Genomic DNA, 17130 nt, shown 5'->3' with positions numbered 1-17130 from the left:
AGGAGGGTTTGGCGCGGGGTTCGAGTGTGCCCGCCGACGACGGTGTGGGCGCTCCGGCTGCTCGACGAGGTCCGAGCCACCTCGAGATGTTCGGCGGCCAGCGCTGGCAGCGATGATGTGGACGCGGTCCAATTCCTGTTCAGTCGGTCTTGGTTCGTCCGACAGTGCCCATCTTGACGGCGGTGTAGACGGCGGCGGCCAGTGCGACGTCGGACAGCAGCATCAGGCCGATCGCGTACGAGTTTTCGATGCCGTACACCCATCCCATGATCAGCGGTGGGATGAACCCGCCGAGGCCGCCGGCGGCGCCGACCACACCGGTGACGGTGCCGACCTTGTCGGCCGGGGCGACCTTGCCGACGAGTGCGAACACGGCGCCGCTGGCCGCGCCGAGCAGCGCGGACATGCCGAGGAAGGCGATGGTGGCGACCGGCATCAGCGGCGGGTGGAAGGCTTGGATGACGGCGAACAAGGCGGTGCCGCTGAAGCACCAGACGAGTACCGGAACGGGGTGGTGGTGTCGATGCTGACCTGGCAGGGCCGGTCGGGGTGGCGGAATTTCACCGCGTTGCTGAGCAGGTTCTGCACCAGCAGCCGCAGGTGGGTGGGGTCGGCGACGACGGTCGGCAGGGTGCCGGTGCGTATGTCGGCGTGAGCGTGGCTGATCGTGGCGGTGAGGTCTTCGACGACGTCGGCGACGATTCGGCTCAGGTTCACGTCGGCGAGGCGGGGCTGGCCGCCCACGCTGGCGTAGGCCAGCAGGTCGTCGATGACGTGGCGCATCCGGTCGGCGCAGCGTTGCACCAGACGAATCCCGAAGGTGATGGACTCCTGGCGGAGGTCTTCGACCTCCTCGGCCAGCAGCGCGGTCTCACCGACGATGCCAGCCAGAGGGCTGCGGAGGTCGTGGGCGACGGTGCCGGCGAACTGGTGCAGTGCCTTGTTGGAGCGTTGCAGCTCATCACGGGTGCGGGTGAGTTCGCCGAGGGCCCTGTTGCGCTCGATCACCATCGTCCGCAGTTGCTGGCCGCGGCGGCGTAGCTCAAGCACGTCCATCACGAGCGCGGCGAGCTGGTCTAGGCGGGTGCGCTGAGCGGCAGTGAGGGTACGAGGTGCGCTGTCGAAGACGCACAGGGTGCCCAGGACATGCCAGGCAGGATTGCGTAGCTGGGTGGAGGCGTAAAACCGGACGGTGCCGATCACGCCGGTCACGAACGGGTTGTTGGCGAAGCGCGGATCAGCGCGGGCGTCAGAGATTACGACGGGCTCGGGGTGCACGATCGTAACCGCGCACATCGAGTCGTCGCGCCGGCATGCGGCGGCCTCGAAGCCCACGGCGGCGATCTGGACCTGCTGGTCGGCGGTGATCACGTTGATCACGGCGGTAGGCACCTCGCACAGCGCCGCCGCGAGTTCGACGATGGCATCGAGGTCCGGGATGCGGTCACCGCTGAGGACGTCGTACGTGTCGACTTCTTTCAGCCGTACTGCCTCGGTAGCCGTGTCCGCTGGTGCACCACCTTGTGTGCTGGTGCCGGTGCTCATGGCGGCTCCCCGAAGGCCGAACTTGCCGAGAATTCGAAGATCCTCACGGTAGCGCTGCGGGGCGACGCCTGGAGCGTCTTCCGCGCTTCTTATGCCCGGTCGGTGGGATCATGTACCTGTCCGCGGTCGGCGCGGGATCCGGCTCGGACAACAGAGGCGTCAGTGATGGTGCAGGGAGCGGGGGGCCAGCCGGTTCCCACTGGGGTGATGGATCCGCGACGGTTGGCGGCGCTCCAGGCGACCGGCCTGATCGGGGACCGGCTGTTTCCCGGGTTGGACCGGCTGACGGAGATGGCGACGCGGATGCTGTCGGCGCCGATCGCATTGGTGAGCCTGGTGGACGCCGACCGGCAATGGTTCGCCAGCATGGTCGGGCTGCCCGAGCAGTGGGCCAACGCACGGCAGACGCCGCTGACCCATTCGTTCTGCCAGTACGTGGTCGACACTCAGGCGCCGCTGGTGGTCACCGACGCCCGCACCGAGGCGATGCTGCGCGACAACCTCGCCATCGGTGACCTCGGCGTCATCGCGTACGCCGGGTATCCGCTGCGAGCCCCTGAGGGTGAGGTGCTCGGCACGTTCTGCCTCGCCGACCACCAGCCCCGGCACTGGGACACCCGGGAACTGCGGCTCATTGAGGACCTGGCCGCGGTCGCGGCCAGTGAGGTCGCCGCGTTGCTGACCGCCGGCCACCTCGCGCAGGGCCGCCGTGACGCCGAACAGCAGCGGGCCTTCCTCGACGGACTGCTGGACAGCCTGGACACCGGCGTGGCCGCCTGCGACGCCCAAGGGCGACTGGTGCTGTTCAACCAGGCGCTGCGTCAGACGCTGGACGCCGACGCAGACCCGACGCTGCCGCCGCAACAATGGGCCCGCCGCTTCACTGTCCTGCACCCCGACGGCCGTCCCTTCACCGCCGACGAGATGCCACTCGTCCGGGCCTTGACCGGCAAACCGGTCCACGACGTCGCGCACCTCATGATCGGCCGTGACCGGCGGCGGACGATGTTTCGCACCCACGCCCGGCCCATCACCGGCCCCGACGGCGACATCCTCGGCGCGGTCGCCGCGTCGCACGACATCACCGAGCGGCACCGCGCGGACCAGTTCCGCAACGCCGAACTGGCCGTCCACCGCGCCTGCGATGCCGCCGGCGGCATACCCGAGGCCGCGCCAGAGATCGTGCGCTCGGTGGGCAAGGCCCTGGATTGGGTGCATGCCGAGCTGTGGCTCGCCGACGAACTCAGCGACCTGCTGTACCCGGCCGCGACCTGGAGCAGCCCGCAACACGGCGCTGTGGTGCACGTGCCGCCGAGCATCAGCCGCGGCTACGGTTTGGCCGGCACCGCCTGGCACACCCAAGACCCTGTCTGGTTGCCCGACCTGACTACCGATCGAGGCCCTCTCCAGGCTGACACCGTCACGGCTGGAAAGGTGCAGGCAGCGCTGGCCGTCCCGGTCCGTGGTCCCCAGCACGCACTCGGCGCTCTGGTTGTCTTCGCCGCCCACCCCGAGGCCAAGGACACCACCTGCGTCCCCCAGCTGGCCGGCGTCGCCAACCAGATCGGCGTCTATCTGCAACGGCTGCGCGCCGACGACCTCACCCGCCAGCTGATCCGTTCCAAGGACGACTACATCGCCCTGGTCGGCCATGAACTGCGTACGCCGCTGACGTCGATCACCGCCAACACCGAGTTGCTCGACAGCACCGATGACAGCACCCCGCTGGGCGAAGTCCGCGACATGATCGAGGTGATCGGACGCAAGACCAGCCAGTTGGCCGCCGTCGTCGACGACCTGCTGGACCTGGCCGCCCTCGACGCCGGGCACCTACCGTTACGAATCGAGCCGGTCTACCTGGCCGCCGTCGTCCACGACAGCGTCACCGCCCTCACCCCGGCCGCCGAGGCAGGGCACGTCATCCTGAGCTGCGACACCCCCGACCAAGTCGTCGTGCACGGCTCGCACCGCCGGCTACGGCAACTGCTCGACAACCTCATCGACAACGCCATCAAATACAGCCCCGACGGCGGCCACGTCGACATCACCCTTACCCACACCCACGACGTCGCCGAACTCGTCATCACCGACACCGGCATCGGCATCGACCCCGACGAGCAAGAGCAGGTGTTCCACCGCCTCTACCGCAGCGAACAGGTCCGCCACAGCGGCATCCCCGGCACCGGACTCGGCCTCGCACTGTGCCGCGTCATCACCGAACTGCACCACGGCACCATCACCATCAGCAAAGCCCCCGACCGCCACCCGGGCACCAGGGTCACCGTCCGCCTCCCAGCGCGAGCCGGCGACAGCCACGGAAGCATGGCTCACGAGCCACAGTGACGAGGCCGTACGACGACGGTTCAAGGCCCTGACCCCCGTCACCGCCAGGCCTCGCCGGACCGGCGCCACCCTCCAAAGAGCGTGATTGATCTACCCCTTCGCCATATCGCTGCCAGCAGTGGCGAACCCTGATGGCAGCGATATGGCGAACTGCTGTTGAGCGCCAGATGACTGACCGCCGGGGTGCCGGGTAGATGTCCAGGCGGCGAGGCGATTGCCTCCGGGACGGCGGGGTCCCGGCAACGGCCTCGTGGCGTTCCGGTGGAGCGCCCCGCCTGCCAAGCGGGTGACCCCATCTCCGGTTCGACTCCGGGCGGGGCCTCAAGGCACGCCGTCCACTGTTCTAAGGTGCCGGGGTGGGCATGAGCGCGCGGGACGTCGCGACCTTGATCGAGTCGGATCCGGAAGCCATGAGAATCCTGCGGGCCGCTGCTGTCCTCGGGTTACCGGACTGGTGGATCGGTGCCGGGTTCGTACGCAACCGGGTATGGGACACGATCAGCGATCTGCCGGTCCTGCCGCACCGCGATGTGGACGTCGCCTACTACGACGCGCGCCGCCCGGACCCCGACGAGGACGCCCGCGCCGAGGCCCGCGCCGCGGCGGTCATGCCCGGGGTGCCCTGGGAGATCCGCAACCAGGCACGGATGCACCTGCGCAACCGCACCGAGCCGTACACCTCCGCTCTCGACGCGATCTCCCGCTGGCCCGAAACGGCGACGTGTGTGGCGGTCACTCTCCGCGGCGACTCCGTCGAGCTGGTGACCTGCCACGGGCTCGCCGACCTGGTGGGAATGGTCGTCCGGCCCTCACCGGCCTTCGACCATGCGGCGGGCCGGGCGGTGGTACGACGCCGGATGGAGAACAAGGGCTGGCTCAGCCGATGGCCCGGACTCCGGCTGGAGATCTAGCGTCCGCGCGGGATCCTCGCGTGTCGCGGCTCCGACGCGCAAACGGTTGCCGCCGGCCGGTACTCCGATCACCAGCCATGGGATGCGTCGTTGCTATGGTCGGCTCCATCGCCGACATGCGAGTGGGGGTGCCGTGGTCTCGCCGGAGCAACAATCGGCTCTCCCGCAGTTCATCATTCTCGTCTACGAACGCGAGGTGCCCGATACCGTGCGGGCTGCCTGGCCCACCGTCATCGAGGCGCACATGCGGCTGCCACGGCAGATCGCAGAGACGGGCGGCCGGATCGTGGCGGGCAATGCGATGCGGCCGGCGTCGCAGGCGGTGTCGGTACGGGACAACACCGCGGTCGAGGGTTCCCTCATCAGTGGCCCGCAGGCGCTGGCCGGATACCTCATCGTGGAAGCGTCGGACCTCGACCACGCTGTCTGGATCGGCCGGATGATCCCCGTCACTGACGGCTGGGTCGAGGTGCGTCCCCTGCTGCTGAACTGAGCCGTCCACGCTCCGCGACTGCTGTGGTGAAGCCGCCAGGTCCCGCCGGCAACGATCGTGGTCACTGCACCCGGAGCTGTCCGGCTGCCGCCGCGGCGATGCGGGCGTAGCGTTCGGCGATGTCGGCGGGCGCCGGGATGCGCATGAGGACGAGTTCGTGGAACACCGGCGCACAGGCGGTGACGATCACGCTCCGCGCGTCGACGCCGGCGCCGGTCTCGCCGCGTGCGGCAGCACGGTGCACGACTTCGGCGGCGCGTGCGTAGCGGTCCTCCCAGAAGGAGCGCAGGGCATGGGCTGCGGCCGGCGAGCGGAACGACGCGGCGATGAGTGCGCGCACGAGCGACGGTTCGGCGGTGAGGGCGGCGACGATCTGTCGGTTGATCTCGATCAGGTCGCCGGTCAGTGATCCGGTGTCGGGCGGCTCCCACGGTTCGTCACGGGCGGCGTCGAGGGTGTCAGCGAGCAGGCCGCCGGCATCCCGCCAGCGCCGGTAGACGGTGGTGCGATGCACTCCGGACCGGGCGGCGACGGCGTCGACGGTCAGGGCCTCATACCCCTCCTCCACCAGCAGGGTCGTGACCGCGGCGAGCACCCGTTCGCGGGTGCGGGCGGTGCGGCCGCCGGGCCGGGCGCTGCCGCGGGGCGGCGATACGGGTTGCGTTTCCGGGTCCACCTGATTAATGCTACACCCGTAGCGTTAAAGCGAGGGAGTGGTGAAGCTTGACCGAGGAACTCTTCTTTCCCGTCGACGGTGGCACCCTGGCGGCCGTCGACCACGGCGGCAGCGGACAGCCGACCCTGCTGGTGCACGGCAGCGGGCACAACGCCGCCGCCTGGAACGCCGTCGTCGCCCGGCTCCTGCCCGGCCATCTCGTGGTCGCCGTCGACCTGCGCGGTCACGGGCACAGCACCGCCGGTTCGGTGACCGGCGACCAGTACTGGCGCGATCTGGCCGCCGTGGTCACCGCGCTGGGCTGGGAGAACCCGCTGCTGGTCGGACACTCCACGGGCGGCTACGCCGTCACGGCGGTCGCCGCCGCCGGGCTCGTGCGGCCCAGTGCGATCTGCGTCGTCGACGGTCTGGTCCTCGACGACCGGGCAACGGCCGATCGCGCACTCGCCGGGTTCCGGACCTCCGAAGCCGCCGACGACCTGCGGCGCACCTTCGGATACGGCCTGCGTTTCGACGCCGCCCAGCGGGAAGCCTGGATCGACCGGCAGGTCACCGGCGCGCCCGGCGACCTGCTCAACGCCGGCGCAGACCCGGAGCTGGTACGAGCGGTGACACTGCGAAGTCTCGCAGCCGACGGCGACGGCACCTGGGTACGCCGCCCGACGACGGAGGAGATCGCGACCACGGCCGCCCCGCCGCAGGACTCACCCATCCATCCCAGCGTCGGCGTGTACGAACATCTCACCTGCCCGATGACGATCCTGCTGCCCGGACAGGGCTTCTACGCCGGACGCCGCGACGAGATCGCCGCCATTGTGGCCGCCGCACCGCACCGCCGGCTGGCCGACCTGCCCGACGCCGGGCACAACGTCGTCATGACGCACCCGGACAGCGTGGCGGCCGTCATCCGCGACACCGTGCCGCAGTGACCAGCCGGGACTTCCGGATGGTGCCCCGGCCCGGGGAGCGTCCCGGGTGGGCCGCTTCTCCACCGGTGACCCGTGGCGTGCCACCCGCAAGGGGTCATCGACCGTTCACGGGGTGTGAGGAAATCGGGCTGGATCCGTAGGATCCACCGCATGACTGCGCTGCGGCGGCTGGTGCGTCCATCGACGTTCGCCGGGTTCGGTGCGGCCTGGGCACTGACGGTCGCGAGCCTGCTGCCCCTGCCGGTGGCCGGTGGAATGCTGACCGCGGCGGTGCTGATCCCGGGCGTGCTGACGATGTGGGCCGCCCGCACGGGAACGGCAGCCGGACCGCGCTTTCGTGCCCTGCTGCTCGGCGGCGGGCTGGTGCTCACCGGTGTGACGGGGGCGGGCGGGGCCGTGATCACCCTGGCCGGCCCGCCTGCCGACATCGACGGGGTGCCGCCGGCTGCCCGCCTGTACCTGGTCGCCCTCGTCCTGGTCGCCCTGGTGACACTGCCCGCCCTGCTGCGCCCGCAGCAGCATCGGGACCCCATGGGCAGATTGCGGGTCTGCCTCGACATCGTCGGTGTCTCGGCCTGCCTCGTCCTGCCGCCCTGGGTGCTCATCTTCAGCGACGGCTATCAGCGGGGCGCCTCCGCGATCGCGACCGTCGTCGGCACGACCGCGACAGCTGTCGCCGCGGTCGTCGGCGTGCATGCGATCCGGCACCGGGCGTCGCTGCGATGGGCCGGTCCCGGCCTCGCCCTGGCACTGATCTGTCTCGCCGCACTCGCCATCGGTGCGGACAATCCGGCCAACCCCAACTCGGCAGTCGCCGCGGTGGCCGCCGGCGCGGCCGTGAACATCGCCGCATGGGTGATGTGGTGGGCAAGCGTCCGCGTCGACCCGCAGGCGGGGCCGCCCGTACCCGCCGGCAGCGAGCCGGCAGCCGGTTTCCCGCTGTTCGCCCTGCCGGTGCTGGGATCGTCGGTCGCGGTCGCGGCGCGGCTGCTGGACGGCGGCGACCTCGACGCGACCGCGATCGCCCTGGCGGTGATCGCGCTGCTGGCGGTGGCGACCCGGGAGTTCGTCGCGGCCATCGCCCTGCGCCGGCACGCCGACCTGCTGACCCACCACGGCGAACGGTTGCGCAGCCTGATGTTCGGCGCGTCCGACGTGGCGATGGTCCTGGACACCGGTCTGGCCGTGTGCTGGCAGTCCCCGGCGGCGGCCCGCCACTTCGGCCTGTCCGACCAGGAGGTGCTGGGCCGCCCGATCACCTCGCTGGTCCATCGTGAGCAGGCGGCCGCTCTCGGCGCGTTCCTGACCGCACGGCTCAACGAGGACCGGACCGACCTCATCGACGAGCGCCCAGTCGCGGCCAGGCTCCGTGACGGGTTCGGGCGCTGGCGTGAGACCGAGTGGACGGTCGGCGGAGCCGACCCCGCGATGCCCGGCCGCAGCCTCGTCCTGCACATCCGTGACGTCACCGACCGGCGCGAACTCGAACAAGCCCTCCAGCAGGCGTCCCACCTGGACCCGCTGACCGGGCTGGCCAACCTGCGAGGGCTGCGCCGTGCCGGCCCGCGGACCACCGACGGCAGTGCGCTGATCGTCCTGGAGCTCAGCGGGCTCACCGCGATCGCCGACGTGCACGGCACCGAACGTTCCGAGGCGGTGCTCGTCGAGGCGGCGCGCCGCGTGCGTACCCGCATCGACACCTTCGAGGTCTGCGCCCGCGTCGGCGACACCCGGCTCGCGGTGCTGACCCGCAGCGGCGCGGTCAGCGCACATCTGCTGGCCAACCAGCTGGTGACCGCGCTGACGGCGCCCTATGAACTCGACGGCGCCGGCGCACACCTGCTGGTGTGGGCCGGCCTGACCGACGCGTGCCCGCAGACCGACATCGACGAGGCGCTGCGCCGGGCGGCCCTCGGCCTCCGCGTGGCCCGGTCGCAGCCGCCCGGCGGCGTCGAATGGTACGACGAGGCCATCGAGGAACAGCTGGTACGCCGCTCGGCGCTCGAACAGGACCTGCCGACGGCCTTGGATCGCAACGAGGTGGAACTGCTCTTCCAGCCGGTGTTCGAACTGCCCGGCAGACGCCCGGTCGGGGTCGAGGCGGTGCTCAGCTGGCGGCACCCGGCGCTGGGCAGACTCGCCGCCGACGAGCTGCTCGCCCTGGCCGAGGACCTCGGCATGCTCGGTGAGCTGCGCCGATGGGGGTTTCACCGCACGTGCCGGCAGGTCGCCGCCTGGCGGCAGGAGTACCAGCCGCTCTGGTTCTCGATCGGCGTCCGCCCGAGTGAACTCGGCGAGGAGACGTTCCGGGCCGGCTTGGACGAGCTGCTCACCGCCCACCGCATTCCCCGCTCGGCACTCGTGGTGGAGGTCAGTGAGGACGACCTGCACCAGAGCCCGGAGGCCAGCGAACGGCTGGCCGAACACCTGCGCCGGCTGCGGATGAGCGACGTCCGTACGGCGGTGGGCCACTTCGGTGCCGGACCCACCTCGCTGAGCCGGCTGCGGGTGCTGCCCGTCGACCTGCTGAAGATCGATCGTGCGGTGTTCAGCCCGCAGGAATCCGCACCGGCGGCGGTCGGCGCGATTATGGACATCGCTGTCACCCTGGGCCGCCGGCTCGGCATGGAGGTGATCGCCGACGGCCTGACCACCGACGACGACGTGGAGACCGTCCACTCCACCGGTTGCCGGCTCGGCCAGGGCGACCTGCTAGCGCGCCCGATGCCGGCCGAACACGTCGAGGCCCTGCTCGAGAGGTCGCGCGAGGCCGATCGCCCGTACTTCGGTTAGCGTGCCACTTGACTTGTGGGGCCGCCGGTTGCAGCGGCCCCGCAAGCTACCTTTCTGCCGTGTCGGCCCCTAGGGGATGATCACGTGGCGATCGGCTCCTTCTCGGTCATCAGACGGATGATCACGAGCAGTGGCGGCGGGGTGAACGGCGTGGCGTCGGTGGTGGTCACCGTCTTGCTGGAGCCGTCGGCGTAGCGAGCGACGACGGTGTAGACGAAGCGGTCGCAGCACAGGTCCGCGGGGAGATAGCTCGCCTGCAACTGCCGGAAACGCTGCCCTGCCGTCAGGGCCAGCACCTTGGCGCCCGCGGCGTCCGCACCGGCCCGGTTCACCACGAAGCGCTCGACGGTGCCGGCGAGCCCACCAGCCCGCTGCACCAGCACCGACTCGGTTCGCGCCCCACACGCGCCGGCCACGGCCGGTCCGGCGTCGACGGCAATGCTGAGAACCACCAGGGTCACGGTGATGCGGGCGCATTTGCGTACCGTTCGGGTGAATGCATTCCTCATCGGCTCGGCCTCAGAACCGGAAGACGTTCCCGGTGGCGCGCAGCATGTCGCACCGGTTCGAGAAAGTATTCCGATAAAGTACCGGCCGACCTTCCCACAAACCGACGGCCGTCGCGGTCAGCGGCAGATATTCCAGTGTGCAGGGGCCGTCTTGGTACACCATTTCCTGCAGATCGCCGTTGACGGCCCGCAGATCCTCACAGGCCTGCGCGGTGCGGACATGGGTGCCGCCATCACTGCCGCATCGCAGGACCGCCGTCCGCGGCGCCTGCTGGGGATGCTCCGTCAACTGTACGCTGAGCAGCAACGTGGTCGCCCGGTGGTCGGTGGCCGGCGCCGCCTGTGCGGGCGCGGCAAGGGGGACGGTGGCGACCGCGGCGCACAACGAGGCAGCGAGGATGCCGATTCGATACTGCAAGGTCACGGGGTTCCTCCTTGTGGAAGGGTGTGCATAATCCGCGGCTTCCCCTTATGGAAGAAGGCGGCGGACCGAACGCATGAGTCAGATTGAACCTAAATCGCGGCGCCCTTCCGGTCAACCCCTCTAAATTGATCCACATGAATAGTAATATTCTTGACGCAATCTCATGAATTGATGACGGCGCGACGATTTAATGAGGCGCTCGGACACATTTCACGATCTTTGCTGGCGACGCGAACCCGGTGGATCGATGGCATCCGGCCACAAGACGTCCGCCGGCGGTCATCTCCGGGCGGGCGTCATCGGCGGCTACCTGGGCGGGACGTCCATGGGGCGGCGATGGACCCGTCCTGCCGTTCAGCGATCATGAACTTCATGGAGGACCAGCAGGCGCCGCAGTCGGCCGGGAGTGCAGCGAAGGTCATCACGCTGTGCGGCTCGACCAGGTTCGAGGCTGAGTTCGCGGAGGTCAGCCAGCGGCTCACGATGGAAGGTTGCGTCGTGATCAGCCTCGGGATGTTCAGCCTCCCCGAGCTGCCCGGCTACGACTGGACAGTCGACCGCTCGGACCTCAAGGGACGGATCGGCGCAGTGCACCGCCAGAAGATCCGCATGGCCGACGAGGTGTACATCGTGGATCCGGGCGGCTACGTGGGGGAGTCGACCCGACGGGAGATCGACTACGCGGAGTCGCTCGGCAAGCCGGTTCGGTATCTGAGTCGCGAGCGCCCGACTCGAACTGGCGACGGCCCCCAAGTGTGAATCCGGCCGGCGGTCCGCTCACCGGTGGCAGCCTGGGCCTGACCGCGGGCGCCCATCAGGCCAGATCCAGCACGACCTTGATGTCGTCCGGGCCGGGCTCCAGCGTTTCGGCGAACCGATCCAGGGGCAGCCGGCGGGTGATGAGGCTGGCCAGCCAGTCGGTGTCCGCCTTCGCCAGTGCGGTGGCCGCGGCGGCGTAGTGGCCCAGGTTGGCGTTGACCGACCCGACGACCACGTCGTTCTCCAGCACCATCTCGCGGTTCGCCGAGCCGACGTCCACCGCGATCTTGCGGCCCACCGGCGATACGCCGGTCAGGCAGACGACCCCGTACGCCGCGTTGCCGGTCATCGCCTCGAAGACCACCTGCGGAACGCCGGTCGCCTCGATGACGATGTCCGGTCGCACCTCGGCGGCGACCTCGCCCATCTGCTTCGTGTGGTATTGCGCGCCGAGGGCATCGACGACCGCGGGTTTCGGACCGTCCGTGGCGACGTCCAGAACGTGCACCTCGAGCCCGCGCTGCACGCCCAGCAACGCGGCCAGCAGGCCGATCGGGCCCGCGCCGGAGACCAGGACCCGCTCCGGCTCGAACCACGAGCGCCGGCCCACCTTCTCGATCTGATCCCATGCCTTCGCCACCACCGAGGCGGGCTCCAGCAGGATGCCCGTCTGCGCCAGCCGGGCATCCAGCGCGACCGCGTAGTCGGCCTCCACGGTCCAGAGCTCGCTGCCGAATCCGTCGAGCTGCTTGATGCCGCGCTCGGCGTACTCCCCGTTGCGGCACATGTCGAACTCCCCGTGCGCGCAGGCCCCACAAGGCGCCGGGTCGGGCCGGCGCACCACGCCCACGACAAGATCGCCAGCGCTGAACCCGCTTTCCGGCGGGGCGGTGAGCACGCGTCCGAGCGACTCGTGGCCCAGCACCAGACGGTCCCGGCCGGCGGGCGCCCACCCGTACTCGCCGGCGGCGATCTCCCGATCCGTTCCGCAGACGCCCAAGGCCAGGCCCTGCACCAGCAGCTCGCCCGCGGCGGGGACGGGGTCCGGCACGTCGCTGATCCGAGCGCTGTCGGCCTTGAGCGGCTCCACGGTCAACGCGCGCATCGGCTCTCCTCGGGCAGGCGGATGAATCCGGCATATTGCAGTAATTGCCCAGACGGCTACCCGCCATCAGCGCAGTGAAACGCGGGGCGATTACCCAGCGGCGAGTCGGTCTGCGCTGTCTTGCTGACGGCACGTGAGTGACCACGCGTACTGGACGATCGCCACCCGCCCACAGGCATCTCTTACAGCGCCGAGCCGATCTCGATCAGCGGCAAGAGCGCCCATGTCTTGGCGGACTACGGCGCGCTGGTACGGCCCGTCGGGTCGACCATGGGCTCACCCTCCAGAGGGAGGACCCTCCCTACGCAGAGGGAGGCTTCCCGGCGCCCTGATTCCTAGCGTGAACGGCATGAGAGAAGTCGAACGGCCTGACGGTGCCGCGCCGCCACTCGCGGTGACCGACGGTGCAGAAGGATCCCGTAAGAGGGCGGCCCAGGAGACGACGATGAAGGGCCACTGGTCGATTGTCGGCCGGGTGGCCGCCTACGGCGCAGTGTTCGCGATGGCGCCGTACTTCGTCATGAAGATCTTCTGGACGATCGACGGACTGCGCGGCGGAGGACTGCACGAAGGGGCCTGGAGCCACCTCGACTGGGCGGTCGTCAACGGGTTGACGGTAGCCATGTCGGGGCTGGCCATGCTGCTCGGCCTCGCGCTCGCGCAGCGATGGGGACTGCGGGTGCCGGCCTGGCTGATGGTGATTCCGGCCTGGCTCGGCATGGGCTTCCTGGTGCCGATGATCCCGCTCATCCCGCTTCTCGCGCTCGTCGGCACGGAGGCCGGCGACACCACGGCGGAAGCGCCGATGACAGGCTGGGAGATCGGTCTGCTGTCCGTGTCGTTCGCCGGGTTCGCGCTCGGTGTGGCGATCGCCGCTCCGATCTACGCGGTCCGGCGGTGGCCGGAGGCGTTCTCCGCCGGAGATGTCCCCGGGCGCTCAGGCGTGCGGGTCACCGTGGCCCGGCTGGCGGCGGTGCTCTGCACGGCCCTCGGCCTGCCGCAACTGTTCTGGGCGCTGGGCGGGACGATCGGCCTGAACGGAGCAACGCTCGACACCCGCGAGGCGCAGTGGCACCTGCTCACCGCCAACAGTGGAGTGTGGGCGTTGATCGCTGCGTGGAGCGCATGGACGCTGGCCCGCCGCACCGGCCGGGCGCCACTGCTGCTGTCATGGCTGTCCTCCGGGTTCCTGTTCGCGTGGGGCTCATGGAAGGCGGTCTTCTCCTTCGCGGTGACGCCGGAGTTTCCGCCACCGGAACAGCCGTGGGTGCTGACTCTGCAGAACCACTCCGGCACCGTTGCCGGGCTGCTGCTGTTCGTCGTGGTCCTTCTCGCAGTGTCCGACAAGATCGACCGGAGCCCCACCATGGACAGGCCCCGCTTGAGGGACATGACACACTGCCCGGCGAACTTCGAGTTACCGGGAGGAGCCTCACGTTGACCGGACTGGTGGGCCATCGGGATGAGTGGATCTATGTCGTTACGGACATCGAGGTCGACGGCCCTTGGCCTGGTGCCAACTCGATGAGGTCGTTCGCTTCCGTCGCGGTCACCGCCGGCGGAGAGGAACGGGGCGCCTTCGAAGCCGTTCTCGAACCGCTTCCCGGCGCGGCTCCCGATCCCCGCACCTACGCGTGGTTCCAGACGCAGCCGGAGGCATGGGCGGCGGCGACAACCGACCCGCAGCCGATCCACCGGGTGATGACGGAGTACGTCGCATGGGTTCACAGCCTGGCGAGGCCGCGCATGTTCGCAGCCTCCCCGATCGCCTTCGACGGCGGATGGATCGACTACTACCTACGACGTTTCACGTCCTACGGCGTGGTCCAGGGACCCTACGAGGAGAAGACTCTTTTCGACGGGTCCGGCCTGTGCCTTCGCAGCTATGCCGCGGCTGTCGTAGGACGCCCGGTCGCCGAGATATCGCCCGGCAGTCTGCCGGCTGAATGGTTCGGCGACATCCCGCACACCCACCGTGCGATCGACGATGCCCGCGGCTACGCACACCTGCTCGGCGTCTTGTTCCAGCGAGCGCAGGCTCGTGCCGCGGGCAGTGCGCCGCTCGTCGCTCATCACCCGAGCGCAGAGCCACGAACTGAACGATCCTGAGGTTCGGCACCAGGCGTTCGGGTCTATGGTGAGCCGTGCCTGTTGCCACTCTTGTCGCCACGGTGCCCGCCTGGCCGGACCTCGGGCCCGCCGACCCGCCCGCGGTCCTCTCCTGGGGAAGGCGCACCCTCGTCATGCAACGCGGCGACACGGAGGTGGCCGTCCGGGACCTGGCCGGGCAGCAGCCGGAGCGCCGGTTTCCCGCGCCGTGGCCGCGCCGATACGGCTCGGTCACCGTCTCGCCGGCCGGTGACCTCGCGGTCTTCGCCGGCGTGCATGCGCTGCGGGCCCTCGACGCCAACGGCGTACTCCGGTGGGAACTTCGGCATGGTTGCTGGTCCGCCGCCTGGTGCACCGTGAACCATGCCACCTTCGCCGAGTACGCCGAGGATGACGACCACAGCTTCGCCGACCATGGCTCGGCGGCGTTCTCCCCGGACGGCGAACGTGTGTGGGCCCATGTCCGCGACTACGCCGACGACGAGATCGACGAGCAGTGGATGGTTGTCGACGCTGCCGACGGTACGGTGCTGGGGCGTACCGCGACGATGACCGCGGGATCGTTCTCCGCCCATTTCCCGCACCCGGATCCGGCGTACATGGGACTGACGGTCGGCGAGGGTGACGAGGACTCGCCGGTGCTGTGGGGACACTGGGACGGCCGGACGCTGACCGCCGGACGATACGTCGAGAAGGTCTTCCTCGCCGTGGCCCCGTCCGGTGGCCACTTCCTGACCGCGGACCCCGGCCAATGGTCGCTTCACCTGCACCGGGCGACGGACGGCACGCGGTTACGGCTACTGGACGCCGAGACGGCGGTGCCTCCGGCAACGGGCGGCGGACGGGTCCGCTGGGACCTCGAGGCGGCGTTCCCGTGGGACGACGTCGCCGTGGCCGGCACCGAGGACGACGCCGGAGCGCCGAGGCACTGGCTGGTCGACCTCGTCACGATGACGGTTCGTGGGCCCGTCACCTACCCGGTTCCGGTTGCGGGCCCCGCCCGATCAGCGGGCCCGGGTCTCTGGTGCACGATCTCGCCCGGCGACGCGGCGGTCCACCTGTGGACACTGACCGGCGGTGGGTGCGGCCCCGCGTGAATCGCCGGACGCGGGGCCGCACCGTCCGGCCGGGTCAGACGCGGACGCGTCGCCTGCGGCGAGGCACCAGCCTCATCACCGCAAGCCCGGCCACCACCAGGGTCACACCCGCCACCAGCAGCCACATCGTCTGGTAGCCCGTCACCGCCAGTCCGGTACCCGCGGCGACCGTGCCGCCGCCGGCCACATTGCCGTACATGTCGACTCCTTTCTACACATTGATCCACTCGCGTTCGCTGCCACGCAGCGTCTTCCAGACGGCCAGCCAGTACACCCCCGACCGCCACTGCTCGTACGCCCACTCCGGAATCAGCACCGCGGCCAGCAGAACGTCCGACCATCGGTTACGGCGGACGGTCCACACCCGTTCCACCACGAACAGCAGGGTGATCGGCGCCCACGACCAGGAGAACGGCACCCGGCCGCTCAGCGCGACCATCACCGCGAGGAACGTCAGATAGGCGGGCGCGGCCAGTGAGCCGAGGTAGATGCCCAGCTGCCGGGCCACGTCCGCGGCCGTCGCGCGGGTCCAGCCGTACAGCCGCAGGCTGTCGAGCATGCCCCGCTGCCAGCGCAGACGCTGATCCCGCAGCGCCTTCCAGGACGGCATCACGTCGGTCAGCGCGCGGGCCTGCGCCGGGGCCTTGGGCCGGTAGCCGAGCGCCCGGAACGCGAACGTGAGTTCGATGTCCTCGGTGGCGGTGTCGCGGTGGTAGAACTCGCCCGGATAGCCGGGCAGTGTCGTCCCGCGGGCGGCGATCACCCGGCGGATCGCGCTGACGTCGAACAGCGTCGCCACCCCGGACAGCACGAGCGCATTGTCGCCGGACCGGCCGATCTGCCGGGCGAACCGCTCGTACTCGTTGCGTTGCAGCCGTGCCAGCAGCCCGGACGGCTCCCGTTCGGTGCGGAAGCATGCGCACACCGCACCGACCGCCGGGCGCTGCCGGTGCGACCGGCGATGTCCGCGGATGTGCGGAGCCAGGAGCGCGCGGCGGGCGTGCTGGGTGAAGTCGGGGTCGAGCACACTGTCCGCATCGGTCACCAGGATCTGGTCCTCGTCCTGCAGGCCGGGCAGCAGCCGGTTGACAGCCCAGTTCAGGGCCCCGGCCTTCTTGTGCTCGTTGACGCCCGGAAACTCCAGGACCGTCGCACCGGCCGCACGTGCCAGATCCGCGGTGGCGTCGGTGCAGTTGTTGGGCACCACGATGATGTCGTCCAGTCGCGGCGCCCATTGGCGTCGCAGAGCACGCACGGTTCCGGCGATGGTCGCGGCCTCGTTGTAGGCGGGGACGATCGCGACGAGCCGCGGGGTGCGGTTCGGCAGCGGGATCCGGGTGGTCACCTGCCCCGGCTCACCGGACCGCTGGCGCGGGACGATGCGGCTGGTTTCGACGTCGACGGTCACGGTTGGTTCAACGAGAGGTCAGCCGGCCC

16 protein-coding genes, 1 tRNA gene and 1 pseudogene are annotated in these 17130 nt (G+C 70.1%); 10 read left to right on the top strand and 8 right to left on the bottom strand.

Annotation, left to right across the window (positions count from 1 at the left end; genetic code table 11):
* Positions 1 to 139 precede the first annotated feature (139 nt).
* A pseudogene (locus AB0G04_RS26700) lies at positions 140 to 514 on the bottom strand (MFS transporter); the annotation flags it as partial.
* Entirely contained in the window at positions 436 to 1011 is a 576-nt protein-coding gene (locus AB0G04_RS26695) for a histidine kinase dimerization/phospho-acceptor domain-containing protein (protein WP_360988063.1), read from the bottom strand. The pseudogene AB0G04_RS26700 and the gene AB0G04_RS26695, both read right to left, overlap by 79 nt.
* Positions 1012 to 1752: 741 nt before the next feature.
* Here AB0G04_RS26695 and AB0G04_RS26690 point away from each other — a divergent pair.
* From AB0G04_RS26690 to AB0G04_RS26675, 4 genes are all read left to right on the top strand, one after another.
* Positions 1753 to 3888 carry an ATP-binding protein gene (locus tag AB0G04_RS26690; protein WP_360987855.1) on the top strand — a complete coding sequence of 712 codons (2136 nt, stop codon included), beginning with the start codon at positions 1753 to 1755 and terminating at the stop codon, positions 3886 to 3888.
* 244 nt (positions 3889 to 4132) lie between these two features.
* A tRNA-Gly gene (locus AB0G04_RS26685) sits at positions 4133 to 4210 on the top strand.
* A 40-nt stretch (positions 4211 to 4250) separates the two neighbouring features.
* Positions 4251 to 4799, top strand: coding sequence for a nucleotidyltransferase family protein (locus tag AB0G04_RS26680; RefSeq protein WP_360987853.1), 549 nt, complete (start codon positions 4251 to 4253; stop codon positions 4797 to 4799).
* Positions 4800 to 4995: 196 nt separating this feature from the next.
* Positions 4996 to 5292 (top strand): hypothetical protein, encoded by a 297-nt coding sequence (locus AB0G04_RS26675; protein WP_360987851.1) that lies wholly within the window; start codon positions 4996 to 4998, stop codon positions 5290 to 5292.
* Between the two features lie 61 nt (positions 5293 to 5353).
* On the opposite strand, the gene AB0G04_RS26670 is transcribed toward AB0G04_RS26675, so the two are convergent.
* Positions 5354 to 5887, bottom strand: coding sequence for a TetR/AcrR family transcriptional regulator (locus tag AB0G04_RS26670; protein ID WP_360988061.1), 534 nt, complete (start codon positions 5885 to 5887; stop codon positions 5354 to 5356).
* A 128-nt stretch (positions 5888 to 6015) separates the two neighbouring features.
* On the opposite strand from AB0G04_RS26670, the gene AB0G04_RS26665 reads away from it, so the two are divergent.
* Both AB0G04_RS26665 and AB0G04_RS26660 read left to right on the top strand, forming a co-directional pair.
* Positions 6016 to 6897, top strand: a complete 882-nt coding sequence (locus AB0G04_RS26665; RefSeq protein ID WP_360987849.1) for an alpha/beta hydrolase — start codon at positions 6016 to 6018, stop codon at positions 6895 to 6897.
* A 150-nt stretch (positions 6898 to 7047) separates the two neighbouring features.
* Positions 7048 to 9690 carry an EAL domain-containing protein gene (locus tag AB0G04_RS26660; RefSeq protein WP_360987847.1) on the top strand — a complete coding sequence of 881 codons (2643 nt, stop codon included), beginning with the start codon at positions 7048 to 7050 and terminating at the stop codon, positions 9688 to 9690.
* 80 nt (positions 9691 to 9770) lie between these two features.
* Here the strand turns inward: AB0G04_RS26660 and AB0G04_RS26655 are convergent, their stop codons facing one another.
* Both AB0G04_RS26655 and AB0G04_RS26650 read right to left on the bottom strand, forming a co-directional pair.
* Entirely contained in the window at positions 9771 to 10142 is a 372-nt protein-coding gene (locus AB0G04_RS26655) for a hypothetical protein (protein WP_360987845.1), read from the bottom strand.
* Positions 10143 to 10209: 67 nt separating this feature from the next.
* Positions 10210 to 10623: an SSI family serine proteinase inhibitor gene (locus tag AB0G04_RS26650; protein ID WP_360987843.1), complete on the bottom strand. Its 414-nt coding sequence runs from the start codon at positions 10621 to 10623 to the stop codon at positions 10210 to 10212.
* Between the two features lie 372 nt (positions 10624 to 10995).
* On the opposite strand from AB0G04_RS26650, the gene AB0G04_RS26645 reads away from it, so the two are divergent.
* The gene (locus AB0G04_RS26645) at positions 10996 to 11382 is read left to right on the top strand and encodes a hypothetical protein (RefSeq protein WP_360987842.1); all 387 of its coding nucleotides are present in this window, start codon (positions 10996 to 10998) and stop codon (positions 11380 to 11382) included.
* A gap of 55 nt (positions 11383 to 11437) precedes the next feature.
* On the opposite strand, the gene AB0G04_RS26640 is transcribed toward AB0G04_RS26645, so the two are convergent.
* Positions 11438 to 12487 (bottom strand): glucose 1-dehydrogenase, encoded by a 1050-nt coding sequence (locus AB0G04_RS26640; RefSeq protein WP_360987840.1) that lies wholly within the window; start codon positions 12485 to 12487, stop codon positions 11438 to 11440.
* Between the two features lie 349 nt (positions 12488 to 12836).
* On the opposite strand from AB0G04_RS26640, the gene AB0G04_RS26635 reads away from it, so the two are divergent.
* From AB0G04_RS26635 to AB0G04_RS26625, 3 genes are read left to right on the top strand one after another with little or no spacing between them, the layout of a single operon-like run.
* Positions 12837 to 13928, top strand: a complete 1092-nt coding sequence (locus AB0G04_RS26635) for a hypothetical protein (RefSeq protein WP_360987838.1) — start codon at positions 12837 to 12839, stop codon at positions 13926 to 13928.
* Positions 13925 to 14596, top strand: coding sequence for an exonuclease (locus AB0G04_RS26630; protein ID WP_360987836.1), 672 nt, complete (start codon positions 13925 to 13927; stop codon positions 14594 to 14596). The genes AB0G04_RS26635 and AB0G04_RS26630 overlap by 4 nt, the downstream gene beginning before the upstream one ends.
* 35 nt (positions 14597 to 14631) lie before the next feature.
* Entirely contained in the window at positions 14632 to 15693 is a 1062-nt protein-coding gene (locus tag AB0G04_RS26625) for a hypothetical protein (protein WP_360987834.1), read from the top strand.
* A 34-nt stretch (positions 15694 to 15727) separates the two neighbouring features.
* Here the strand turns inward: AB0G04_RS26625 and AB0G04_RS26620 are convergent, their stop codons facing one another.
* Both AB0G04_RS26620 and AB0G04_RS26615 read right to left on the bottom strand, forming a co-directional pair.
* Entirely contained in the window at positions 15728 to 15892 is a 165-nt protein-coding gene (locus tag AB0G04_RS26620; RefSeq protein WP_360987832.1) for a hypothetical protein, read from the bottom strand.
* Positions 15893 to 15904: 12 nt separating this feature from the next.
* Entirely contained in the window at positions 15905 to 17101 is a 1197-nt protein-coding gene (locus tag AB0G04_RS26615) for a glycosyltransferase family 2 protein (RefSeq protein WP_360987830.1), read from the bottom strand.
* Positions 17102 to 17130: the final 29 nt, after the last annotated feature.

Origin of the sequence: Actinoplanes sp. NPDC023801, from assembly GCF_040639655.1 — a bacterium.
Taxonomy (GTDB): Bacteria; Actinomycetota; Actinomycetes; order Mycobacteriales; family Micromonosporaceae; genus Actinoplanes.
This window is presented reverse-complemented; position numbering and strand designations above follow the sequence as displayed.

Bases quoted from the DNA above. Each gene is read 5' to 3' on its own strand.
- AB0G04_RS26660 (WP_360987847.1), top strand. From the start codon at position 7,048: ATGACTGCGCTGCGGCGGCTGGTGCGTCCATCGACGTTCGCCGGGTTC.
- AB0G04_RS26620 (WP_360987832.1), bottom strand. From the start codon at position 15,892: ATGTACGGCAATGTGGCCGGCGGCGGCACGGTCGCCGCGGGTACCGGA.
- AB0G04_RS26645 (WP_360987842.1), top strand. From the start codon at position 10,996: ATGGAGGACCAGCAGGCGCCGCAGTCGGCCGGGAGTGCAGCGAAGGTC.
- AB0G04_RS26695 (WP_360988063.1), bottom strand. From the start codon at position 1,011: ATGGTGATCGAGCGCAACAGGGCCCTCGGCGAACTCACCCGCACCCGT.
- AB0G04_RS26635 (WP_360987838.1), top strand. From the start codon at position 12,837: ATGAGAGAAGTCGAACGGCCTGACGGTGCCGCGCCGCCACTCGCGGTG.
- AB0G04_RS26640 (WP_360987840.1), bottom strand. From the start codon at position 12,487: ATGCGCGCGTTGACCGTGGAGCCGCTCAAGGCCGACAGCGCTCGGATC.
- AB0G04_RS26690 (WP_360987855.1), top strand. From the start codon at position 1,753: ATGGATCCGCGACGGTTGGCGGCGCTCCAGGCGACCGGCCTGATCGGG.
- AB0G04_RS26680 (WP_360987853.1), top strand. From the start codon at position 4,251: ATGAGCGCGCGGGACGTCGCGACCTTGATCGAGTCGGATCCGGAAGCC.